At 68.4% G+C, this 24,167-nt stretch carries 14 protein-coding genes; all 14 read left to right on the forward strand.

All coding sequences use genetic code 11. From position 1 onward, the window contains the following. Position 1: 1 nt before the first annotated feature. The 14 genes from IU450_RS04450 (at position 2) to IU450_RS04515 (ending at position 24,158) form a co-directional block, all read left to right on the forward strand. Positions 2-1,936, forward strand: a complete 1,935-nt coding sequence (locus tag IU450_RS04450) for a glycosyltransferase (protein ID WP_195148438.1) — start codon at positions 2-4, stop codon at positions 1,934-1,936. A gap of 74 nt (positions 1,937-2,010) precedes the next feature. Beyond that, positions 2,011-2,571, forward strand: a complete 561-nt coding sequence (locus tag IU450_RS04455) for a phosphatase PAP2 family protein (protein WP_195067135.1) — start codon at positions 2,011-2,013, stop codon at positions 2,569-2,571. Position 2,572: 1 nt separating this feature from the next. Beyond that, on the forward strand, positions 2,573-3,499 hold the full coding sequence (locus IU450_RS04460) for a decaprenyl-phosphate phosphoribosyltransferase (RefSeq protein WP_195067002.1): 927 nt from the start codon (positions 2,573-2,575) through the stop codon (positions 3,497-3,499). Positions 3,500-3,503: 4 nt separating this feature from the next. Then, entirely contained in the window at positions 3,504-5,444 is a 1,941-nt protein-coding gene (gene zomB, locus IU450_RS04465) for a flagellar motor control protein ZomB (RefSeq protein WP_228834110.1), read from the forward strand. Positions 5,445-5,673: 229 nt separating this feature from the next. Next, positions 5,674-6,741, forward strand: coding sequence for an alpha/beta hydrolase (locus tag IU450_RS04470; RefSeq protein WP_228781534.1), 1,068 nt, complete (start codon positions 5,674-5,676; stop codon positions 6,739-6,741). A gap of 306 nt (positions 6,742-7,047) precedes the next feature. Next, entirely contained in the window at positions 7,048-8,109 is a 1,062-nt protein-coding gene (locus IU450_RS04475) for an alpha/beta hydrolase (protein ID WP_195148439.1), read from the forward strand. Positions 8,110-9,108: 999 nt separating this feature from the next. Then, positions 9,109-10,149, forward strand: coding sequence for an alpha/beta hydrolase (locus tag IU450_RS04480; RefSeq protein ID WP_416382834.1), 1,041 nt, complete (start codon positions 9,109-9,111; stop codon positions 10,147-10,149). A 221-nt stretch (positions 10,150-10,370) separates the two neighbouring features. After that, positions 10,371-12,170: an alpha/beta hydrolase-fold protein gene (locus IU450_RS04485; RefSeq protein WP_195148693.1), complete on the forward strand. Its 1,800-nt coding sequence runs from the start codon at positions 10,371-10,373 to the stop codon at positions 12,168-12,170. 194 nt (positions 12,171-12,364) lie between these two features. Further along, positions 12,365-12,886 carry a DUF732 domain-containing protein gene (locus tag IU450_RS04490; protein ID WP_195148440.1) on the forward strand — a complete coding sequence of 174 codons (522 nt, stop codon included), beginning with the start codon at positions 12,365-12,367 and terminating at the stop codon, positions 12,884-12,886. After that, positions 12,883-13,869, forward strand: a complete 987-nt coding sequence (locus IU450_RS04495; protein ID WP_195148441.1) for a cutinase family protein — start codon at positions 12,883-12,885, stop codon at positions 13,867-13,869. The genes IU450_RS04490 and IU450_RS04495 overlap by 4 nt, the downstream gene beginning before the upstream one ends. A gap of 169 nt (positions 13,870-14,038) precedes the next feature. Further along, entirely contained in the window at positions 14,039-15,082 is a 1,044-nt protein-coding gene (locus IU450_RS04500) for an LLM class F420-dependent oxidoreductase (RefSeq protein ID WP_228820324.1), read from the forward strand. 189 nt (positions 15,083-15,271) lie between these two features. Continuing rightward, positions 15,272-17,185, forward strand: a complete 1,914-nt coding sequence (gene fadD32, locus IU450_RS04505; RefSeq protein ID WP_195148442.1) for a long-chain-fatty-acid--AMP ligase FadD32 — start codon at positions 15,272-15,274, stop codon at positions 17,183-17,185. Between the two features lie 110 nt (positions 17,186-17,295). After that, positions 17,296-22,617 carry a polyketide synthase Pks13 gene (pks13, locus tag IU450_RS04510; protein ID WP_195148443.1) on the forward strand — a complete coding sequence of 1,774 codons (5,322 nt, stop codon included), beginning with the start codon at positions 17,296-17,298 and terminating at the stop codon, positions 22,615-22,617. Further along, positions 22,614-24,158 carry an acyl-CoA carboxylase subunit beta gene (locus IU450_RS04515; RefSeq protein ID WP_195148444.1) on the forward strand — a complete coding sequence of 515 codons (1,545 nt, stop codon included), beginning with the start codon at positions 22,614-22,616 and terminating at the stop codon, positions 24,156-24,158. The genes pks13 and IU450_RS04515 overlap by 4 nt, the downstream gene beginning before the upstream one ends. Positions 24,159-24,167: the final 9 nt, after the last annotated feature.

The raw sequence follows: 24,167 nt of genomic DNA on the forward strand, positions 1-24,167 counted from the left end.
GATGACCTCCCAATCCATTTTGGAAGACATGACCACCGAAACCCGCGCGAAGTCGCTGCTGCAGCGCATCATCCTGCCCCGGCCGGGCGAGCCGCTGGACGTGCGCACGCTCTACGTCGAGGAGTCGCAGACCAACGCCCGGCGCGCGCACGCGACCACCCGCACGTCGCTGTCGATCGGCGCGGAGTCCGAGGTCTCGTTCTGCACCTACTTCAACGCGCTGCCCGCGAGCTACTGGCGGCGCTGGAGCGTCCTGCCCTCGGTGGTGCTGCGGCTGGAACTGGCCGGTCACGGCCGGGTGGACGTGTACCGCTCGAAGGCCGACGGCTCGCGAATCCACGTGCAGGGCAAGGAATTCGCCGTCGCGACCGGCGCCGATTCGGTGATCGTGGAATTCGAGACCGACCTGGGCCCGTTCGAGGACGGCGGCTGGATCTGGTTCGACATCACCACCGACACGGCGGTCACGCTGCTGTCCGGCGGCTGGTACGCGCCGGTCGAGGCGCCCGGCGAGGGCAGCATCGCGGTCGGCATGCCCACCTTCAACCGGCCCACCGACGCGGTGAAAACCCTCGCCGCCCTCGGCTCGGATCCGCTGGTGCTGGAGAAGATCAAGGCCGTCATCATCCCGGACCAGGGCACCAAGAAGGTCGTCGACGAGCCCGGCTTCGCGGAGTCCTCGGCGGCGCTGGGTGATCGCCTGTCCATTCACGACCAGCCCAACCTCGGCGGCTCCGGCGGCTACAGCCGGGTCATGTACGAGGCGCTCAAGACCACCGACGCCGAGTACATCGTCTACATGGACGACGACATCGAGATCGAGCCGGACTCGATCCTGCGCGCGCTGGCCTTCGCCCGGTTCGCCAAGTCGCCGGTGCTGGTCGGCGGCCAGATGCTCAACCTGCAGGAGCGCTCGCACCTGCACGTCATGGGCGAGGTCGTCGACCGCGGCATCTTCATGTGGACCGCGGCGCCGAACGTCGAGTACGACCACGATTTCTCGAAGTACCCGCTCAAGGACCGGGACAACTCGAAGCTGCTGCACCGGCGCATCGATGTCGACTTCAACGGCTGGTGGACCTGCGTCATCCCGCGTAGCGTCGCCGAGGAGCTCGGCCAGCCGCTCCCGCTGTTCCTCAAGTGGGACGACGCGGAGTACGGCCTGCGCGCCCGTGCCGCCGGGTACCCGACCGTCACCCTGCCCGGCGCGGCGGTGTGGCACATGGCCTGGAGCGACAAGGACGACGCCATCGACTGGCAGGCCTACTTCCACCTGCGCAATCGCCTGGTGGTCGCCTCGCTGCACCTGCCGGGCAACGGGCGCGGCATGGTCGTCAACACGATCAAGGCCACCCTGAAGCACCTGCTCTGCCTGGAGTACTCGACCGTCGCGATCCAGAACCTGGCCATCCGCGACTTCCTCGCAGGCCCGGAACGGCTGTTCCAGCTGCTGCCGAGCGCGCTCGGCGCGGTGCACGAACTGCGCAGGCAGTACCCGGACGCGGTGATCCTGCCCTCGTCCACCGAACTGCCGCTGGCCAGCCACATCGGCGTCGGAGCGGTCGGTGAGCCGGCCAACCCGATCGCCAAGGTGGTGCGGTTGGCCAAGGGCGTGGTGCGCAACTTCCGCCCCGCGCACACCGAACACCACGAGACCCCCCAGCTGAACGTGCCGACGCTGGACGCGCGCTGGTTCCTGCTCTCGCAGGTCGACGGCGTCACCGTCACCACGGCCGACGGCCGCGGCGTCGTCTACCGCAAGCGCGATCCGCGTCAGGCGCTCGGCCTGTTCAAGGAGGCCATGCGCCTGCGCAAGGAGCTGGCCGCCCGCTTCCCGGAGATGCAGCAGCGCTACCGCGCCGCTCACCCGCAGCTGACCAGCACCGCGGCGTGGGAGAAGGTCTTCGGCATCGACACGAAGGATGGGCAGCAGTGAGTCTCGGAGCGAGCGCCGCCGACGACGCGGCGGTGCAGCCGCCCCTGCACAGCGCGAACGGTCACGGCGGCCCGGTGTCGGCGCGACCGGCGGCTGCCGAGCAGGCGCCGCCGGAGGTCGCGATCATCAACGCCGTGCAGGCCACCCTCGGCGGCAAGCCCGCCGTGGTGTCCGCGGCGCGCGGGCTGTCGCACTTCGGTGAGCACGCGCTCGGCTGGGTCGGTATCGCCGCCGCGGGCTGGCTGGTGGACAAGCCGCGGCGCAGACAGTGGGCCGGGGTCGCGGTGGGGGCCGTCGGCGCGCACGCTGCCTCGATCGTCATCAAGCGCGTGGTCCGCCGTCCGCGGCCGAACGATCCGTCGGTGCAGGTCAACGTGGGGACGCCGAGCAAACTCAGCTTCCCGTCCTCGCACGCGACCTCCACGACGGCGGCGGCCGTGTTGCTCGGCAGACTGACCGGGCTACCCTTGCCTGCGGTGCTCGTCCCCCCGATGCTGCTTTCCCGGGTGGTCCTCGGGGTGCACTATCCCTCCGACGTGCTCGCCGGTTCCGCGCTCGGCGCCGCGTCCGCCGCCGCCCTGCTCGCCGCCGAAAAGAGACTCGACAGTGACCGCACAAGAAAGAGCCTTGGTTGACATGAGTGAAGAGCCGACCGGCGCCGACCTCGCCGAGGCGGTAGTCAAGGGTCCGCCCAAGACGCTGGCCGGCGGTCTGTTCAAGGCAGTCCGTCCGCGGCAGTGGGTCAAGAACGTCCTGGTGCTCGCCGCCCCGCTGGCCGCGGGCACGGCCACCGACGTGCACGTGCTCGCGCCGGTCGGCATCGCCTTCGTGGTGTTCTGCATGGCGGCCTCGGGCATCTACCTGGTGAACGACGCGCTCGACGTGGAGGCCGACCGGGCGCACCCGACCAAGCGGTTCCGGCCGATCGCCGCGGGCGTCGTCCCGGTGAACCTGGCCTACCTGCTGTCGGCGGCGCTGCTCGCCGGATCGATCGCGGGGTCGTTCCTCGCGTCGTGGCACCTGGCCGTGGTGATGGCGATCTACATCGGTATCCAGCTGGCCTACTGCTTCGGCCTGAAGCATCAGGCCGTGCTGGACATCTGCATCGTCTCCTCGGGCTTCCTGCTGCGCGCCGTGGCCGGTGGCGCCGCCGCGAACATCGTGCTGTCACAGTGGTTCCTGCTGATCATGGCCTTCGGCTCGTTGTTCATGGCGGCGGGCAAGCGCTACGCGGAACTGCAGATCGCGCTGGGCACCGGCGCCAAGATCCGCAAGTCGCTGGAGTACTACACGCCCACCTACCTGCGTTTCATCTGGACCCTGGCCGCTACGGCGGTCGTGGTGTTCTACGGGCTCTGGGCGTTTCAGCAGGACGGCATCAAGGACACCAACTGGTTCGCGATCTCGATGATCCCGTTTACCATCGCAATCCTGCGTTACGCGGTCGACGTCGATGGCGGCGAGGCCGGGGAACCCGAAGAGATCGCGCTGGGGGACCGCATCCTCCAGTTCCTCGCAATCGCCTGGATCGGAGCGGTAGGTGTCGCTGTCTATCTCACCTGACGAGATGCTGGTAGCGGAGCGAACGGAATACGCGGCGCAGCGGCAGGCCGATGAGCACAGCCGCTCCGCATCGCGGTTCGCGCGTCTATCCAAAACCACGTTCGTCGGTGGGATCGCGCTCACCGTTGTCCTTTTCGCGATCGGAGGCTGGCAGCGGCGGTGGATCGCCGACGACGGCCTCATCGTGTTGCGCACCGTGCGCAACCTGTTGGCGGGCAACGGACCCGTCTTCAACGAGGGCGAGCGCGTCGAAACCAACACCAGCACCGCGTGGACCTATCTGGTCTGGTTCTTCAGCTGGCTGACCCAGTCGCGGCTCGAGTACGTGGTGCTCGGTGTCGCGCTCACGGTGTCGCTGGCCGCGGTGGTGTTCGCCATGCTCGGTTCCGCGCGGCTGTGGGGCGGTGCGGGCGCCGGGCTGTTGCTGCCCGCGGGTGTGCTGGTCTACATCGCACTGCCCCCGGCCCGCGACTACGTCACCTCCGGCTTGGAAAGCGGTCTGGTGATCTGCTGGATCGGCCTGCTGTGGTGGCAGCTGATGCGCTGGAGCCAGGCGAAGTCGGTGCGCGTGCCAGGCCTGCTCGGGCTGGTCTTCCTCGCCGGTCTCGCGCCGCTGATCCGTCCCGAGATGACGCTGGTCGGCGCGCTGGCGCTGTTGATGATCTTCTGTGCTCCCATGCCGGAGAGCAGGCTGCGGCCGATCGTGCTGCGCGCGGTGATCGTCGCGGTGGCGGGGCTGGTTCCGCTGGGCTATCAGATCTGGCGGATGGGCTACTACGGCCTGCCCTACCCGAACACCGCCGTCGCGAAGGACGCGGGCGGCGCCAAGTGGGGGCAGGGCTTCACCTACCTCTGGGACCTGGTCGGTCCGTACTTCCTGTGGGCGCCGCTGCTGGTGCTGCTGATCGCGGGTGTGCTCGCCGCGCGCACGCGGGCACGCCGGACCGCCCCCGCCGATCGAGACGAGGCGCAAGGCTGGTCGGTCGGCCGAGTCCGGCAGTGGCTGCGCTCGCCGGGCGCGGTGGTCACTTTGGTCTTGGTCAGCGGATTCCTGCTGACCCTGTACGCGCTGCGGGTCGGCGGCGACTTCATGCACGGCCGGATGCTGCTGCCGCAGCTGTTCCTGCTGCTGCTTCCCGTCGCCGTCCTTCCGATCCGGGTGCCACACGGTGGCCTGCGCGCGGCGAGAGCCGCCGACTGGCCTCTCGCGGCGCTCGCGGTGGCCTTCGTCGCCGTCACCGGCTGGGCGCTGTTCGCGGCCGACACCACGGCGATCAAGACCGGCACCAAGATCACCTCGACCGGCATCGTCGACGAGCGCGTCTACTACGTCCTCAACACCGGGCACGACCACCCGATCCTCGCCGAGGACTACCTGGACTACCCGCGCATCCGCGCGATGGTCAACGACATCACCAACACCCCGAACGGCGGCCTGCTGCTCAACTCGCCGTCGTTCATGTTCTGGTACATCGCTCCGCCGCCGCAGCCCATCCCGGATGGCGGCGCCGGACACACGGTCTACTTCCTGAATCTCGGAATGACCAGCATGAACGTCCCGCTGGACGTGCCGGTGATCGATCCGATGGGCCTGGCCTATCCACTGGCGGCGCACACCGACCGGCTCACCGACGGCCGGATCGGGCACGACAAGAGCCTCTACCCGGACTGGGTCGTCGTCGACACCGGCATGGTGGACAAGAAGCCGTGGATGCCCTGGTACCTGGACGAGAAGTGGGTCACCCAGGCGCGCACCGCGATGTCCTGTCCCGACACCCAGGCGCTGATGATCTCTCACCGTGATCCGCTCACCTTCGAGCGGTTCCGGCACAATCTGCGCAACGCGCTGCGGTTCGCGAAGTACCGCATCGACCGGGTGCCGAAGTACGAGATCCAGCGTTGCGGGCTGGTCGATCCGTTCCCCCAGCCGCTCGCGCCGCGCTGATGCCGAGATCACACCGGGCCCATCCGTCGCGATGGGCCCAGTGATCTCGATGTGCGAGGTAGATTGAGTGACGTACGCCGCTTTATCTCTTTTTGGTAACGCCACCGTGTCGATACCGATATACGCTACGACCGTATGCCCGGCCTGGCGTTCACCGGTTGTGGGCATCGGCGGGTTACCGTGTGGACGGCTTGCCGCTGTCGCTTGTGCAAACGAAAGGTTGAAACTGATGCGAGGCGTGATCGGGCGTCGTCTTAAAACTCGAAGAGCAGGTTCCTGGCTCAAGCGGTCCATGCTGGTTTCGCTGGCTGTTCTGCTACCGCTCGGGGTGTCGGTGGCAGGTCCTGCCGCCCCGGCGTCCGCCGCGTTCAATCCGGACGGTTTCGACTTCTGGGTCGATTCCGAGATGGGGCCGATCAAGTCGCGCGTTTTCCGCGCCGCCGACGGCAACACCGGTCGCGTGGTCTACGCGCTGGACGGTATGCGGGCGCGCACCGACCTGAGCGGTTGGGAGATCGATACCGAGGTCGTCCGCGAGCTGACCAAGTGGAACATCAACGTGGTCATGCCGGTCGGCGGCCCGTCCAGCTTCTACGCCGACTGGAACGGTCCGAGCGATTTCTTCGGCCTGGGCAGTGCGGGCTCGTCCTCCACCGGTTCGGCGAACTCGGGCTCCGGCCTGCTGACCGGTTCCGCGGGCGGGCCGGGCAAGACCAGCACGTACAAGTGGGAGACCTTCCTCACCAACAACCTGCGCTGGGCGCTGCGCGACCGGCTCGGGTTCAATCCGAACGGCAATGGTGTGTTCGGTCTGTCCATGGGCGGCAGCGCCGCGCTCACCCTGGCGGCCTACCACCCCGACCAGTTCCGTTACGCCGGTTCGTACTCCGGGTACCTGAACATATCCGCGCCGGGCATGCGCGAGGCGCTGCGCGTGGCGATGCTGGACGCGGGCGGCTACAACATCGACGCGATGGCGCCGCCGTGGGGCCCGCAGTGGCTGCGGATGGACCCGTTCGTGTTCGCGCCGCGGCTGAAGGCCAACAACACCCGCCTGTGGGTCTCCGCCGGTAGCGGTCTGCCGAGCGCGGTCGACGGCCTGAGTTTCAACACCATCAACGCGATGGGTCTGGAAGCTCTGGCTCTGGCCAACACCCGGGCCTTCCAGGTCCGCATGCTCACCCTTGGCGCGAACAACGTCACCTACGACTTCCCGGCCGTGGGTGTGCACAACTGGAACTACTGGGCCGATGAGGTCTACCGGATGATCCCGGACCTGTCCGCGAACATCGGGTAACAGCCCGGACGATCTCGGCGAAAGACCGCTCCGCGTCAATTGGCGCGAAGCGGTCTTTCGGCGTTTCCAGGGTCGTCCGGGGGTACACGGGGCAACGAATACAAGAGAAAACGGCTTCGGTAGTTGTGGTCTGGATCACCATCCAGCAACATGAAGGCATTCGCTTCCGATTGATACGCGTACAACATGCACCGAGGTCGACCCGTACGAGTATTAGCGGAAGTCGAGCCCGGTGCCTGATGAGGGTACCGGTATGGATCGCTACATGTTTGCTGATCAGGCCGCCCGAGGGAAAGGTCGAATGTGATGCGAAGTGCGCCCGGCAAGCGCGGGCCCGATAGGTCGCCAACACCCGGTTCCTGGTTGCGAAGGTCCGTCCTCGGCGTCGCCGTTGCGATGCTGCTGCCGCTCGGCACGGCCGTCGCGGGCGCGGGCGCCACGGCATCGGCCGCGTTCAACCCCGCGGCCTTCGACTTCTGGGTCGACTCCGCCATGGGGCCGATCAAGACCCGGATCCTGCGTGCCGCGGACGGCAACACCAATCGCGTCGTCTACGTGCTGGACGGCATGCGGGCGCCGGAGACGCTGAACGGCTGGGAGATCGAGACCAACATCCCCGACGTTCTGGCCGCTCAGAACATGAACGTGGTGATGCCGGTCGGCGGCATGTCGAGCTTCTACGCCGATTGGAACTCGGCCAGCGAGTTCTTCGGCGTCCCGGCGGGCAGCGGCTCCAGCACCGGCTCCGGCGGGCTGGACGGGTTCGCCGGCGGACCGGGCAAGAGCTACCGCTACCAGTGGGAGACCTTCCTGACCAACAACCTGCGCTGGGCGCTGCGCGACCGGCTGGGCTTCAACCCGAACCGCAACGGCGCCTTCGGCTTGTCGATGGGTGGCAGCGCGGCGCTGACCCTGGCGGCCTACCACCCGGACCAGTTCAGCTTCGCAGGCTCGTTCTCCGGCTACCTGAACAACTCGGCGCCCGGCATGCGTGAGGCGATCCGCGCCGCCATGCTGGACGCGGGCGGCTACAACGTCGACTCGATGGCCCCGCCGTGGAGCCCGCAGTGGCTGCACATGGACCCGTTCGTGTTCGCGCCCAACCTGGTACGCAACGGCACCCGCCTGTGGATCGCCGCCGCCAGCGGCCTGCCCTCCGCCACCGACCCGCCCAGCTTCGGCACCCTCAACGGCATGGGGCTGGAGACGCTGGCGCTGGCGAACACCCGCGCGTTCCAGGTCCGGATGGGCAGCCTGGGCGGCGGCAACGCGGTCTACTCCTTCCCGCCGTTCGGCATCCACGCCTGGAACAACTGGGCGGACGAGGCCATGCGGATGATTCCGGATATGTCGGCGCACATCGGCTGAGATTTTGGCAGCGACTTCGTCGCTGCGTGTTCGCGGCCCCCTTATCGCTCGTGTCCGAGCGGGCGAGACTCGCGCCTGCGGCGCATGCGCTTCGCCCACTCGGACACGAGCCGGGCTGTGTTTGTTTTTGCAGCACCTGCGGTGCTGCGTGTTCGCGGCCCCTTTATGGCTCGTGTCCGAGCGGGGCGAGACTCGCGCCTGCGGCGCATGCGCTTCGCCCACTCGGACACGAGCCGGGCCGCGGACGGTGCTCGTAAGACTCGCACCCGACGGTGTTAGGGGGTTGGGGGTGCGGTTTTATGGCTCAGGGGTGGTTAGGGGAGAACATTTGTTCGTTTTTGTTCGGTGGCTTCCTTGTTGGGGAGTCGTGCGGGGGTTGGGGGAGTCGTGTGGGGGTGGGGGAGCCGGGGATGGTGGGCCTCGGTGCTGGGTGGGGTTGAGGGGGTGCGGCGCGCTGGTGGTGGGGTGGACTCCCTCTGGGCGTTTGCTGCTTGATCGCTGATGTATGGTCATCGGTGATGGGAGCTGTTTGCTCGAGATTATTTCCGGTGTTATCACGGTAGATCTCGGTCCCGATCACGGTCCGGTTACGGGCTCGGGCGGGAAGTAGCGCCGGAGCCTCCGGAGGATCCGGTTGCGGGTCGAGGCTGCGGCAGTGCCGGGATTGCGAAGATCTCGGGTCGGTGACAGTTCCCGCCAGGAGCGCAAATATCTTGCGATCCAACACGACATCACCGCGAGAACGCGATAAGGTCACCGCATCATTACCTTGCGCAAACGGACGGATTTCGGCCAGTGGAAAGACCCGGATCTTGCTAAAGCGAAGGGCGTCGAATATCGTCCAGCGAGCGCAAGTGTGACCAGATCGTTGTAGCGCCGTCACGGGTATCGGATTGTCGGGACCCATGTCCGTGACGCGCGTCTCGTTGGCAACACGGGTGCCGCTTCGCCCTTCGGGTGGCGAGGTGGCACCACAACAGCAGAAAGAGAGCAGGATTCATGCGTTTCGGCAGGGCGGCCGCGCCGAAGAGAACACAGTCGGGGCGGCGAGGCGCGCCTCGCGGTTGGCGTAGTCGAGTTCTGGCTGTCGGTGCCGCCGTACTGGCGCTACCGATCGCTGCAGGCATGGCGACCCCGACTCTCGCCACCGCGGCGCCGTCGGCGCACGCGCCGGTGTTACGGGCGCCCGCGGGTGGCTTCGAGGACCTGATGGTCCCCTCCAGCATGGGCCCCATCAAGGTCCAGGTGCAGTGGGCCTCGCGCGGCGGCAACGCGGCGCTCTACCTGCTCGACGGTCTGCGCGCACGCGACGACCGCAACGCCTGGTCGTTCGAGACCAACGCGTTGCAGCAGTTCGGCAACGACAACATCACCCTGGTGATGCCGGTCGGCGGCCAGTCGAGCTTCTACACCGACTGGTACGCGCCGTCGAACCTGAACGGCCAGAAGACCACCTACAAGTGGGAGACCTTCCTCACCAAGGAACTCCCGGCCTTCCTGGAGGGCTACGGCGTCTCGCGCACGAACAACGCGGTCGTCGGCCTGTCCATGGGCGGTAGCGCGGCGCTGGCTCTCGCGGCCTACCACCGCGATCAGTTCAAGTTCGCGGCCTCCTACTCGGGCTACCTGAACATCTCCGCGCCGGGCATGCGCGAGGCGATCCGCATCGCGATGCTGGACGCCGGACGCTACAACGTGGACTCGATGGCCGCGCCGTGGAGCTCGCAGTGGCTGCGGATGGACCCGTTCGTGTTCGCGCCGCAGCTGCGCGGCCTGCCGATGTACATCTCGGCGGCCAGCGGTCTGCCCGGTCAGTTCGACCAGCCGAACTCGGCGGTCGGCGTGTTCAACACCGGCAACGCGATGGCGCTGGAAGCTCTTTCGCTGGTGAACACCCGCGCGTTCCAGGCTCGCCTGAGTTCGCTGGGCATCCCCGCCCGGTTCGACTTCCCGGCCGCGGGCACCCACTCCTGGAAGTACTGGGAGGGCCAGCTGTTCGCCTCCCGCAACATGATCCTGGACGCCACCGGCGCCTGGTGACCTGATTCGCTCGACGCATTCGGGCCGCACCGATTCGGTGCGGCCCGAATTGCGTTCGGGGGCAGTCCCGATCGCGCGGCAGCGAACATAGTTTGCTGCGCAGCGCGTGTCGCCCGTAAACCTTGCTATAACGGGAGTACAAAGCTTCTGTGGCAGGGATTACGCGCGGTAGCTGTGGCATACGCGGGCGTCTCGGCGCTCGTTCGGCACGCGAGCGGCTGATGCTGCTCGCCACCGCACTGGTGGTCCCCCTAGCCGCGAGCCTGTCCGTCGCGGCGCCCGCCACCGCGCAACCGACGGCGGCCGTGGTCGCGCCCGTGCTGGAGAAGGTCCAGTGGCTCAGCGAGCGTCGTGTGGCGCTGTGGGTGACCTCGCCTGCCATGGGTGTGCCGATCCAAGTGCAGTTGCTGCTGGCCAGGGACTGGAACGCCCGCCCGGAGGCCCGCTTCCCCGTCCTGTACCTGCTCGACGGTCTGCGCGCGACCGACGACGAGAACGGCTGGACGAAGGAGGCGGGGGCGGTCGATTTCTTCGCCGACAAGAACGTCACCGTGGTGCTGCCGGTCGGCGGGCAGTCCAGTTTCTACTCCGACTGGCTGGAACCGAACAACGGCCGCACCTACAAGTGGGAGACCTTCCTGACCAAGGAGCTGCCGCCCCTGCTGGAGAGCCACTGGCGCGCGACGAGCGTGCGGGGCGTGGAGGGGCTGTCGATGGGTGGCACGGCCGCGATGTTCCTGGCCGCCCGCAATCCCGGCTTCGCGCGGCACGCCGCGTCGTACTCCGGCTTCTTGACCACCACGACGCTGGGCATGCCGCAGGCCATCGAGTTCGCGATGCGCGACGCGGGCGGTTTCGACTCCGCCGCCATGTGGGGCCCGCAGACGGGCCCGGCGTGGGAGGCGCACGATCCGTACGCGCTGGCCGACAAGCTGCGGGGCGTCAGTCTCTATGTCTCCAGCGGCAGCGGGGCGATCGGTCCCTACGACCAGGCCCTCGGTATTCCCGGAGTGAGCACCAACGTCGCGGGCATGGGTCTGGAGATCCTCTCCCGGCTCACTTCGCAGAACTTCGTGACCAAACTGTCCAAGCTGGCCATTCCGGCGCAGGTGAACTATCGCCCGTCCGGCACCCACTCCTGGCCGTACTGGGACTTCGAGATGCGTCAGTCCTGGACCCAGGCTGCGGCGGCCCTCGGCACCGACCGGGACAAGCCCGCTTGCCAGCCAGGGGGCGCGATCGGCCCGGTGGCCGCCGCGACCGGCTGGCTCGGCGAATGCCTCACCGGGGAGTACGCGGTCGCCGGGGGCACCGCTCAGGACTTCAAGGGTGGCCGGGTGTTCTTCACGCCCGGCAGCGGCGCGTATCCGGTCGGCGGCGTGTTCGCCACCGGTTACCAGGCGGCCGGTGGGCCCGCCGGACCGCTGGGCTTGCCGACCGGTGAGGAACGCGCGCTGGAGGACGGCCGCGGCAGGTTGCAGACTTTTCAGCACGGCTCGCTCTACTGGACGCCGCAGACCGGCGCCCAACCCGTCCGCGGCGCGATCCTGGACGAGTGGGGCAAGCAAGGGTTCGAGCGTGGCCCAGCGGGCTACCCCGTCGCACCGGAGATCAAGACGCCGAGCCGTGACGGTGCGGTGCAGGCGTTCGAGAACGGTCCCTTTTACTACAGCCAGGCCACCGGCGTGCACCGTGTCCAAGGCCTCATCCTCGGTAAATACGCCGAGTTGGGCTTCGAGAACAGTCCGCTCGGCTTCCCGGTCGCCGGAGAGCAGGAGCTCAGGGATATGGGCCGGTTCAGCCGATTCGAGGGCGGCAACATCTACTGGAGCCCGGTGTCGGGCGCCTGGGCGGTGCGCAACGGCCCGGTGCTGGACGCCTGGCGCGAGATGGGTTACGAGAACGGCAAACTCGGCTACCCCACCGGCGACGAGTTCCCCATCTCGGACGGAGTGCAGCAGAACTTCCAGGGCGGCTTCATCACGCTGCGCGACGGCAAGCCGGAAGTGCACGCCCTGTGAGAAGCGAAGGTTGTGTTCGCGGAGAAGTCGGTGGCCCAGGTAGGCCGACCCGCACGAATGAGGGTGCGCATACGGGCGGACGCGAGCCACAAGAGGGCCGCGAACACGCAGCGCCGCAGGCGCTGCAAATTAGACCCAGCTAGCCTGGTGGGCGACCCGACCCCCGCTCAGCGACAGATCGAGGACAAGAATTCATGCATCGGACCCGTGGAAAGGTATTCGGCGTGGTAGCGGCGATCGCCGCGACCGGCCTGCTCGCCGCGTGCGGCGACAATGATTCGACGGCGACGAGCACGCCGACGCCGACCCGCACCACGACGGTGACGACGACGTCGCCGGCCGCACCGCCGCCCGCCGATACCGGGCAGCCCGCTCCCGCGCCCGAGCAGCCCACGACGACGGTGGCGCCCGAACGTCCGCAGCCGGTGCCGACCGAAGCCGTCCCGCCCGCGGACACCTCCAAGCTCACCGACAAGGACAAGCGGTTCCTGGACGAGCTGGCCAAGCAGGGGATCACCCCGTCCACCCCGGACATCGCGCTGAGCATCGGCGCGTATGTCTGCCAGGGCACCGCCGCGGGCGCGTCCGATCAGGATCTGATGACCTTCGTCAACGCCATGGCAGGTTCCGATCCGTCCTTCGACCCGGCCAAGATGCCGGTGGAGAAGGCCGGGCAGATCTACATCTCGACCGCTCGCGCCACGTACTGCCAGTGAGTTCGCGTATCCGTTCGACCTCCCGCCGGTCCAAGCCGGCGGGATGTCTGCTCGTGATCGGCGTCGTCCTGCTGATCGTCCTGGTCGTCGTGCTGCTGTGGTATCTGCTCGCGGGCCGTCTGCGCCCGCCCGGCCCGGGGCCCAAGCCGCCGGAACGGCCGACCTCGCAGCCGGCCAGCTGTCCGGACGTGCAGATGATGTCGGTGCCGGGCACCTGGGAGTCCAACAGCTTCGACGATCCGCACAATCCGGCCGCCAACCCGGTGTCGCTGATGCTGAATGTCTCCGGCCCGGTCGCCCAGCGGTTCCCGAGCGAACGGGTGGATGTGTACACGGTTCCGTACGTCGCGCAGTTCTCCAATCCGATCGCGATCCCGCCGGATGGCCAGCAGTCCTACAACAACAGCCGGTCGGAGGGCACGCGCCGGATGATCGACGTCATGGCCGCCCGCCATCAGGAGTGCCCGCTGACCACCTACGTGCTCGCTGGGTTCTCCCAGGGCGCGGTGATCGCGGGTGACGTGGCCGCGCAGATCGGCGCAGGCGACGGCCCCGTGCCCGCCGATCTTGTGCTCGGCGTGACGTTGATCGCCGACGGACGCCGCACCGGCGAGACCGGCCCCGGCCAGGCCATCCCGATCGGGACGCCGCCGCCCGGGGTAGGTGCCGAAGTCGCGCTGAAGGGGTTGAACGTGCCCGGCATCACGATGACCGGTCCGCGTCAAGGGGGCTTCGGCGCACTGGCCGACCGCACCTACACCATCTGCGCGCCCGGCGATCTGATCTGCGACGCGCCACGGGAGGCCCTGAGTCCGTGGAACATAGTGGGCAGCGTGAATGCGCTGGTCCGTGCGGCCGGGAACCCGGTGCACGCCCTTTACAACGGCTTCGTCGTCGACGGCAACGGCACCACCGCCACACAGTGGACGGCGGCTTGGGCCCAAGGCCTCGTCGAGGCAGCGCCGCATCCCGCGCATTCGTGAGAATTCACAGGCCGTGAGATACCCCGCACCCGATTGGCGTGACAAGCGCAACTCGAGTTGGGTAGCACGCTGTAAAGTGCGCTGGTGATCGCGACGCCGGGCACCGCCGCAGCGCAGACCTCGGGCGGGCGTCGCGCCCGTAATTCCTTACAGCCAGGAGCATGAGTTCATGACAGAAGCCGCCGCACCGGCCACCACGGCGAGCCGTGACGCGGATGCTGCGTTGACCGCGCTGGGCACTCCGTTGCGCCCGTTCCGCTTCGCGGCGGCCGGCGAAGGAAACAAGCAGGAGGGTGGTGCGCGCAAGTTCGTGCAGACCGCTCAGCAGGCCGAGGAGTACGGCTTCGACACCTTCGTGGTGCCCGACCACCTCGGCGAGCAGATCGGTCCGATCGCCGCGCTCGGCGCGCTGACCCAGGCCACCGAGAAGATCCGGCTCGGCACCTCGGTGCTGGCCAACGGTTTCCGCCACCCCGTGGTGCTGGCCAAGGATCTGGCGACCATCGACGTGCTGTCCAAGGGCAGGCTCGAGGTCGGTCTCGGCGCGGGCTGGATCAAGGAGGAGTTCGAGAACGCGGGCATCTCCTACGAGTCGCCCGGTGTCCGGCTGGAGAAGCTGGACGAGGCGCTGACCATTCTCGACGTGCTGCTGCGCGGCCAGGAGTGCACCTTCGAGGGCAAGCACTACCAGGTCCGCGGCGTCAAGGGGACGCCACGGCCGCGGCAGGGCCCGCGCCCGCCGATCTGCACCGGCGGCGGCGGTCCGAAGATGCTGCGCTTGGCGGCCAAGCACGCCGACATCGTCTCCGTCGTTCCGGTCACCACCAAGAACGGCAAGGGCCTGCTCTCCGGCATCACCATCGAGAAGGCCGTGGAAAAGGTGAATCTGATCAAGGAGGCCGCCGGTGACCGGTTCGCCGACATCGAGCTGAACTGGGCCATCACCGCCGTCGTGATCACCGACGATCGCGAGAAGACCGCGGAGATGGCTCTGTCGGCGTTGGACCGGGGACTGCACCCGAACCTGGAGGTCGATGTCCAGCTGTCCGTCGAGGACATCCTGAACTCGCCCTACGTGGCGATCGGTACTTTCGAGGAGATCGCCGAGCAGATCCGACGTGTGCGGCAACTCACCTCGATGTCCTACGTCGGTGTATTCCCCACCCAGATGGACGCGTTCGCCCCCGTTATTCCCCTGCTGCGGGACGAGTGAGCCGGTCTTCTCTGTAACATGACTCTGGTTTGAGTACATCTAGCCGATAGCGGTCACCGCGCAGACCGCACAAAATCTGCAGGCTGGCTCTGCACTTGGAGCACCCGCGGGCGAAAGCGAGTCGGGGCCTCACAGGTAAAAGCGGCGATCTCGCCGTATTGCTGCGTGTGCCTCGGAGGAGAAGAAGGAATGGAAGAGACTTTCGACGACTACCTGGACGAAACCGGGAACATCCGCATTCCCGAGGATCACACCCTGGTTGATCACGTCGAGAAGCACACCCGGAACGACGCGAACACCCTGGCGTATCGCTACATCGACTACTCGCGCGAGCGCGACGGCGAGGCGCAGGAGCTGACGTGGCGTGAGTTCGGTATTCGGCTGCGCGCGGTGGCCGCTCGACTGCAGCAGGTGACCAACCCGGGCGACCGGGTCGCGATCCTCGCGCCGCAGGGCTTGGATTACGTGATCTCCTTCTTCGCCGCGATCTACGCGGGCACCATCTCGGTCCCGCTGTTCGACCCGGACGAGCCCGGCCACACCGATCGCCTGCACGCGGTGCTCGGCGACTGTGAGCCCTCGGCCATCCTGACCGCGAGCTCCTCCGCGGCCGGGGTCCGGCAGTTCTTCCGCTCGCTGCCCGCCGCCCAGCGCCCGCGCATCATCGCGGTGGACGCGATCCCGGACAGCGTCGGCGAGAGCTGGGTGCGTCCGGACATCGCGATCGATGACATCGCCTACCTGCAGTACACCTCGGGTTCCACCCGGGTGCCCGCCGGTGTCGAGATCACCCACCGCGCGGTGGGCACCAACCTGTTGCAGATGGTCGACGCGATCAATCTGGACTGGAACTCGCGCGGCGTCACCTGGCTGCCGCTGTTCCACGACATGGGCCTGCTGACGGTGATCCTGCCCGCGGTGGGCGGCAAGTACATCACCATCATGTCGCCGAGCGCGTTCGTGCGCCGTCCCTATCGCTGGATCAAGGAACTGGCCGCGGTCTCCGACGGCGCCGGAACCTTCGCCGCCGCGCCGAACTTCGCGTTCGAGCACGCCGCGGCGCGTGGTCTGCCGAAGAACGGCGAGTCGCTGGACCTGTCGAACGTCATCGGCCTGATCAACGGCAGCGAGCCGGTGACCACCTCGTCGATGAAGAAGTTCAACGAGGCGTTCGCCCCGTACGGCCTGCCCAAGACCGCCATCAAGCCGTGCTACGGCATGGCCGAGGCGACGCTGTTCGTCTCCGCTACCAAGGCCGAGGACGAGGCCAAGGTCACCTACGTCGACCGCAAGGAGCTCAACGCGGGCCGCATGGTGAAGGTCGATCCCGGCCACGAGGACGCGATCGCGCAGGTGTCCTGCGGTTACGTCGCGCTCTCGCAGTGGGCGACGATCGTCGATCCGGACTCCGTCGAGTCCGGCGGCGGCCGCGAGCTGCCCGACGGGCACGTCGGCGAGATCTGGCTGCACGGCAACAACATGGGCATCGGCTACTGGGGTCGTCCGGACGAGACGGCGGCGACGTTCCAGAACAAGGTGACCGAGCGCCTGCCCGAGGGCAGCCACGCCGAGGGCACCGAGCCGGATTCGAACTGGATGCGCACCGGCGACTACGGCGTGTACTTCGAGGGCGAGCTCTACATCACCGGCCGGGTCAAGGACCTGGTGATCGTGGACGGCCGCAACCACTACCCGCAGGACCTGGAGTTCTCCGCGCAGGAGGCAAGCACCGCGCTGCGGCCCGGCTTCGTTGCGGCGTTCTCGGTGCCCGCCAACCAGCTCCCGGCCGAGGTGTTCGAGCAGGGCAGCCATTCCGGCCTGCAGTTCGACGCCGACGACGCCTCCGAGCAGCTGGTCATCGTCGGCGAGCGGGGCCCGGGTGCGGGCAAGGCCGATCCGCTGCCCATCGCCGACGCGGTGCGCGCCGCGGTCTCGCAGCGCCACGGCGTGACCGTTCGGGACGTGCTGCTGGTGCCGGCGGGTTCGATCCCGCGCACCTCCAGCGGCAAGATCGCCCGACGTGCCTGCCGGGCGGCCTATCTGGAGGGAACGCTGCGGGGTGGTTACACCCAGCAGGCTTTCCCCGATGCACCGGAAGAGTAATTGCCAGGGGCGGCCTCGGACCGACCATCGACGCTCGGCGCCGACCTTCCCACGCGCCGGGCGTCAATACACGGTACGCCCGGTACGCAGACAGGTAGCTTGAGGAATTGATGGCTGACAACGAGGGCACGCCCACCCAGACGACCGACACCCCGCCCGTGGAGACCGTCGCCGACGCGGCGGCCCCGGCCGAGTCCGCGAAGGGCGGTGGCGCGCAGACCGACATATCGGTGGCGGAGCTGCGCGAGTGGCTGCGGCGCTGGGTCTCCGAGGCGACCGGGCAACCGATCGAGCAGATCACCGTGGACCGGCCGATGGAGGAGTTCGGGCTCGCCTCGCGTGACGCCATCGCTCTCGGCGGGGACATCGAGGAACTGACCGGCGTGATGCTGAACGCGACCATCGTGTATCAGCATCCGACCATCGCCTCGCTGGCCGAGCGGATCGTCAACGGCGAGCCGGAGGCGCCCGCGGAGTCCGGGGACGGCGCGTTCTACACCGCGGGCTACCGTCCCGGCGAGGCGCACGACATCGCGATCGTGGGTCTGTCGACCCGCCTGCCCGGCGCCGGTGACACCCCGGACTCGACGTGGGAATTCCTCATCGGCCGCGGTGACGGCATCCGGGAGCGGCCGGAAGGACGCTGGTCGGAGTTCCTGGGCGAGCCGCAGCTGGCCGAGGCGATCGAGAAGGCCAACACCAGGGGCGGCTACCTCGATCAGGAGGTCGTCAAAGGTTTCGACGCCGAGTTCTTCGCCATGTCGCCGGTGGAGGTCGAGCGGGTCGATCCGCAGCAGCGCCTGGCGATGGAGCTGACCTGGGAGGCGTTGGAGCACGCCAGGATTCCGGCCAGCGATCTCAAAGGCGAGCCGGTCGGCGTGTTCATCGGCTCGTCGGGCAACGACTTCATGCTGCTCGCGGCGCTCGGGCTGGGCGGCGACCGGGATCCGAACGTGCCGGTCTCGGCCGAGGCCTACGCGATCATGGGAAGCGTCACGTCCATCATCCCGAACCGGGTCTCCTACTTCTTCGACTTCCGCGGTCCGTCGATTGCGGTCGACACCGCCTGCTCCTCGACGCTGGTGGCGGTGCACGAGGCGGTGCAGGCGCTGCGCGGCGGTGAGGCCGACCTGGCGCTGGCCGGCGGTGTGAACATGCTGCTCGCGCCGATGGCCACGCTCGGCTTCGACGCCAACGGCGGCCTCGCCAAGGACGGGCACATCAAGGCGTTCTCCAGTGACGCCGACGGCATGATCCGCTCCGAGGGCGGCGGTCTGGTGGTGCTCAAGCGCCTGGCCGACGCCGAGCGCGACGGCGACACGATCTACGCCGTGATCAAGGGTTCGGCGGTCAACAACGACGGGCGGTCCAACGGCCTGCTCGCCCCGAATCCCGACGCGCAGGCGGAGGTGCTGCGACGCGCCTACCGCGACGCGGGCATCGCTCCGTCCACGGTCGACTACATCGAGGCGCACGGCACCGGCACCTTGATCGGCGACCCGATCGAGGCGGACGCGTTGGGCCGGGTCGTCGGCCGTGGCCGCGAGGCGGACAAGCCCGCGTTGCTCGGTTCGGCCAAGACCAACTTCGGTCACCTGGAGTCGGGCGCCGGTGCGGCGAGCCTGGCGAAGGTGGTCATGTCGTTGCAGCACAACGTCATCCCGCCGAACATCGGCTACGCCGGTCCGAACCCGTACATTCCGTGGGACCAGGCGCGCCTGAAGATTGTCGACGAGCCGACGGAGTTCCCGCGCTACAGCGGCAAGGCCACCATCGGCGTCTCCGGCTTCGGCTTCGGCGGCACGAACGCGCACCTCGTCGTGCAGGAGTACGCGCCCAGCGTCGAGACCCGAGCCCCGTTCTCCGAGCTCGAGTCCCAGCTGGACGAGGACGCGGTGGACGAGAACACCGAGGCGGCCGCGGAATCCGACGCCCTGGACGAGGTGGCGAAGGCGGCGGCCGAAGCCGCGTCCGTCGCCGAGTGGACCGCCGAGCGCGCCGAGCCGCTGCCACAGATCCTGCCGGTGTCGGGCTACCTGCCCTCGCGCCGCCGCCGCGCCGCCGCCGAGCTGGCCGACTGGCTGGAGTCCGAGGCGGGCGCGCAAACCCCGCTCGCCGACGTGGCGCGGTCGCTGGCCAAGCGCAGCCACTGGCGTTCGCGCGGTGTGGTGCTCGCCAAGACGCACGAAGAGGCGGTCGCCGGACTGCGTGCCATCGCGGCGGGCAAGCCGGGCACCGGTGTCTTCACCGCCGACGCGCCCGCGGCGATGGGCCCGATGTGGGTGTTCGCCGGTTTCGGCGCGCAGCACCGCAAGATGGGCAAGCAGCTCTACCTGGAGAACTCGATCTTCGCCAGGGCCGTCGACGAGGTCGACGAGCTGGTGCAGGACGAGGCCGGATACTCCGTGCGCGAGCTGTTCCTGGACGACAGCCAGGACTACAACGTAGGCACCTCGCAGGTCGGCATCTTCACCATCCAGATCGGCCTGGCCGCGCTGCTGCGCGCGCACGGGGCGGAACCCGAAGCGGTGGTGGGTCATTCCATGGGCGAGGTCGCGGGCGCGTACATCGCCGGTGGTCTCCCGCTCGAGGACGCGGTCCGCGTCATCTGCGCCCGTTCCCGCCTGATGGGCGAGGGCGAGCAGATGATCAGCGACGACGACGTGCGCAACATGGCGCTCATCGAGTACAGCGCCGAGGATGTCGCGAACCTGCTGCCGGACTACCCGGACGTCGAGGTCGCGGTGTACGCGGCGCCGACCAACACGGTGATCGGCGGCCCGCAGGAGCAGGTCGCGGCGATCGTCGCGCGGGTGGAGGCGGAGGGCAAGTTCGCCCGCGTGCTGCAGACCCGCGGCGCGGGCCACACCTCGCAGATGGATCCGCTGCTCGGCGAGCTGGCCGCGGAACTGGCCGGCATCGAGCCGACGAAGCTGAAGGCCGGTCTGTACTCGACGGTGCACAAGGAGGAGTACTTCCGCGCCGGCAGCGATCCGATCCACGACGAGGACTACTGGGTCAAGAACATGCGCCACAGCGTGTACTTCACCAACGCGGTGAAGCTCGCGGTGGACGCGGGCCACACCACGTTCCTGGAGCTGGCGCCGAATTCCGTTGCGCTGATGCAGGTCCTGGGCACCACCTTCGCCGCGGGCGTGCACGACGCGCAGCTCATCCCCACGCTCAAGCGCAAGGAGGACGAGTCCGCGGGTGTGATCGCCGCGCTCGCCCAGCTCTACGTGCACGGGCACAAGGTGGACCTGTTCTCGCTGCTCGGGCCGGGCGACTACGCCGACATCCCGCGCACCACGTTCCTGCGCAAGGAGTACTGGCCGAAGGTCCAGCTGTCCACGGGCGGCAACGGCCGGGTTCCGGGTGCGCACGTGGCGCTGCCGGACGGCAGGCACGTCTGGGAAGTGCAGGCGTCCTCGGTGACCGATCTCGCCGGATTGGTGCGCGCCGCCGCGGCGCAGGTGCTCAGCGACGTCTCGCTCGGCGCGTCCGTTCCGCATGCGCCGATCCCGGGCGCGGGCACACTCACCACCACGCTCACCCCGCATCCCGGTGGCGCTTCGGTGCAGGTCCACGCCAAGGAGGGCAACGCCTTCCGGCTGGTGTTCGACGCCGTGGTGACCTCGAGTCAGCCCGCCCACTCCGCGCCGGAACCCGTCGCGGCCGAGCCGATCCCGGCGATCGCCGCGCAGACGCAGAGCGACGCCGATATCGAGGTCGTGGAGACCTTCGGTGACCGCTGGGACCCGAACGGCACGCAGACCGTCGAGGAGCGGCTCGCGCTGATCGTCGCGGAGTCCATGGGTTACGCGGTCGAGGATCTCCCGATGGAGATCCCGCTGATGGAACTCGGCTTGGACTCGCTGATGGCCATGCGCATCAAGAACCGGGTCGAGTACGAGTTCGACATCCCGCAGTTGCAGGTGCAGGCCGTGCGCGACGCGAGCCTGCACGAGGTCGGCAAGGTGCTGCGGTACGCGATCGAGCACCGCGACGAGGTGCAGGCGATGGCCGATCAGCAGGCTGCCGACAAAGCGGCGGGCGGCGGGGGCGAGCTGACCGTCGATGCCGACTTCATCGCCACGGCGCGTGCTGCCCTGGCCACCGGCGCCGACCCGGTTGCCGCGGTGGCGGGCGCGTCGCCGGACGCCGGTACGGCCGGGGAGGTCGACGCCACACCGGAAAGTGCTGTACCAGAGGCCGATTCGGCTCCCGCGGCAGCGACTGCACCGGCTGCGGACAAGGTGGCCGAAGGTGACACTGCTCCCTCTGCGGCACCGGTCGCGGCGGCTCCGGCCGCTGTCTTCGGTGGCGCGCAGCAGCCCGCCGACGAGGACGACGTCCCGCCGCGCGACGCCGCCGAGCGCCTGACCTTCGCCACCTGGGCGGTGGTGACCGGTAAGTCGGCCGGAGGCATCTTCAACACGCTGCCGATCCTCGACGAGGACACCGCGGAGAAGCTGGCCGCGCGCCTGACCGAACGGGTCAAGGCCGAGGTCACCATCGACGACGTGCTCGACTGCGAGACCATCGAGCAGCTCGCCGACATCGTCCGCGAACTCCAGGACAGCGGTGCGGATGTGGACGGTTTCGTCCGTCCGTTGCGACCGCGCGCGGAGGGCTCGAACGCCGTGCCGGTCTTCGTGTTCCATCCGTCGGGCGGGAACACGCTGGTGTACGAACCGCTGTTGAAGCGGCTGCCCGCCGAGACGCCGATGTACGGCTTCGAGCGGGTCGACGGTTCGATCGAGGAACGGGCGCGCCAGTACCTGCCCGAGCTGCGCAAGCTTCAGGGCGACGGTCCGTTCGTGCTGTACGGCTGGTCGCTGGGTGCGGTGCTGGCCATGCAGACCGCGCAGTTGCTTCGTGCCGAGGGCGCGGACGTGCGCGTGGTCGGCCTGATCGACCTGGCCATCCCGACCCAGGACGAGGACAACAGTCCCGAGGAGCGGGTGCGCCGGATCGAGCGCTATCAGACGTTCGCCAAGAAGACCTACGGTGTCGACGGCGAGCTGGACCGCGATCAGTTGGAGACGCTGGCAGCGGCCTCCGACGAAGAGCAGTTCAAGATGATCAGCGACCTGATCAAGATCAGTGGCGCGAAGATTCCCGGTGGCGTCTTGGAACACCAGCGCACCTCGTGGATCGATAGTCGCCACCTCGCCCGGACCCAGCCGTCGCACTACGACGGCAACGTTGTGCTCTACCTCGCCGATCGCTATCACGACGGGATGATCGAGCTCGAGCCACGCTTCGCCGATCGAGTGCCGAACGGCGGCTGGGACGAGTACATCCCGAATTTGGAGGTCGTCCACATCGCCGGCGACCACCTGCAGATCATCGACGAACCGCGGATCGGGAAGATCGGAGCCGACCTGACCGCGAAGCTCGCCGCGATCGAGGCGAAAGGGGCCAAGTGAGCACTACTGCCGAAAAACTCGCCGACCTGCGCAAGCGACTGGAACTAGCGCAGGAACCGGCGGGTGAAGCGGGGGTGACCAAGCGGGCGAGGAAAGGTATCCCCAGCGCCCGCGACCGGATCAACATGCTGCTCGATCCGGGCACCTTCGTGGAAATCGGTGCGCTGGTGCGCAAACCGGGTGATCCCGCCGCCCTCTACGGCGACGGCGTCGTCACCGGGCACGGCCTGGTCGAAGGCAGGCCCGTGGCGGTGTTCTCGCACGACCAGACCGTCTACGGCGGTTCGGTCGGGGAGATGTTCGGCCGCAAGGTGGCCGGGATCCTGGAGTACGCGGCCAAGGTCGGGTGCCCGGTGGTCGGCATCAACGACTCCGGCGGCGCGCGCGTGCAGGAGGCGGTGACGTCGCTGGCCTGGTACGCCGAGCTGGGGCGGCGGCAGGAGCCGCTGTCGGGCCTGGTCCCGCAGATCTCGATGATCCTCGGCAAGTGCGCGGGTGGCGCCGTCTACGCCCCGATCAACACCGACGTGGTGGTGGCGACCGAAGAGGCGTACATGTTCGTCACCGGCCCCAAGGTGATCCGTGAGGTCACCGGCGAGGACGTGAGCCTCGAGGAACTCGGCGGCGCGCGCAGCCAGGCCGAATACGGCAACATCCACCACGTGGCCAAGGACGAGACGTCCGCGTTCGAGTGGGTGCGCGAGTACCTGGGCTACCTGCCGACCAGCTGCCAGGAACTGGCGCCGATCGTGAACCCCGGCCTGGAGCCGGAGACCACCGACAGCGACCTGGAGCTGAACTCGATCGTCCCGGACTCCGACAACGCCGGGTACGACATGCACGAGATCCTGCTGCGCATCTTCGACGACGGCGCCTTCCACGAGGTGGGCGCGTCGGCGGGCCGCAACGTCATCACCGGATTCGCCCGCGTCGACGGGCGCAGCGTCGGTGTGGTCGCCAACCAGCCGATGGTGTACGCGGGCGCGCTGGACGCCAGGGCTTCGGACAAGGCCGCGCATTTCGTGCGCCTGTGCGACGCGTTCGAGATCCCGCTGGTGTTCGTCGTCGACACGCCCGGGTTCCTGCCCGGTGTGGAACAGGAGAAGATCGGCGTCATCAAGCGGGGTGGACGCTTCCTGTTCTCCTATGTCGAGGCGACGGTGCCGAAGGTCACCGTGGTGATCCGCAAGTCCTACGGCGGCGGTTACGCCGTGATGGGCTCCAAGCAGCTGGGCGCGGACGTGAACCTGGCCTGGCCGACCGCGCGGATCGCGGTCATGGGCGCGGAGAGCGCGGTCAGCCTGATCGGGGCCAAGCAGATCGACGCCGCGCCGGAGGACCAGCGCGCCGCGATCCGACAGCAGATGATCGACTTCTACAACGCCACCGTGGCGACGCCGTGGGTGGCCGCCGAGCGCGGATACATCGACGCGGTGATCGAGCCGGCGAAGACCCGGCTCGAACTTCGTCGCGCGCTACAGCTGTTGCGGGACAAGTCACTTGCCCGCAATCCCCGCAAGCACCACCTGCTGCCGCTGTAGCCACCCCCG

It is taken from the genome of Nocardia abscessus (assembly GCF_015477775.1).
GTDB classification, from domain to species: Bacteria; Actinomycetota; Actinomycetes; order Mycobacteriales; family Mycobacteriaceae; genus Nocardia; species Nocardia abscessus_A.

Excerpts from the sequence above, each read along its gene's own strand:
- IU450_RS04450 (WP_195148438.1), top strand. The coding sequence starts at position 2 with ATGACCTCCCAATCCATTTTGGAAGACATGACCACCGAAACCCGCGCG.
- IU450_RS04460 (WP_195067002.1), top strand. The coding sequence starts at position 2,573 with ATGAGTGAAGAGCCGACCGGCGCCGACCTCGCCGAGGCGGTAGTCAAG.
- zomB (WP_228834110.1), top strand. The coding sequence starts at position 3,504 with ATGCTGGTAGCGGAGCGAACGGAATACGCGGCGCAGCGGCAGGCCGAT.
- IU450_RS04470 (WP_228781534.1), top strand. The coding sequence starts at position 5,674 with ATGCGAGGCGTGATCGGGCGTCGTCTTAAAACTCGAAGAGCAGGTTCC.
- IU450_RS04475 (WP_195148439.1), top strand. The coding sequence starts at position 7,048 with ATGCGAAGTGCGCCCGGCAAGCGCGGGCCCGATAGGTCGCCAACACCC.
- IU450_RS04480 (WP_416382834.1), top strand. The coding sequence starts at position 9,109 with ATGCGTTTCGGCAGGGCGGCCGCGCCGAAGAGAACACAGTCGGGGCGG.
- IU450_RS04485 (WP_195148693.1), top strand. The coding sequence starts at position 10,371 with ATGCTGCTCGCCACCGCACTGGTGGTCCCCCTAGCCGCGAGCCTGTCC.
- IU450_RS04490 (WP_195148440.1), top strand. The coding sequence starts at position 12,365 with ATGCATCGGACCCGTGGAAAGGTATTCGGCGTGGTAGCGGCGATCGCC.
- IU450_RS04500 (WP_228820324.1), top strand. The coding sequence starts at position 14,039 with ATGACAGAAGCCGCCGCACCGGCCACCACGGCGAGCCGTGACGCGGAT.
- fadD32 (WP_195148442.1), top strand. The coding sequence starts at position 15,272 with ATGGAAGAGACTTTCGACGACTACCTGGACGAAACCGGGAACATCCGC.
- pks13 (WP_195148443.1), top strand. The coding sequence starts at position 17,296 with ATGGCTGACAACGAGGGCACGCCCACCCAGACGACCGACACCCCGCCC.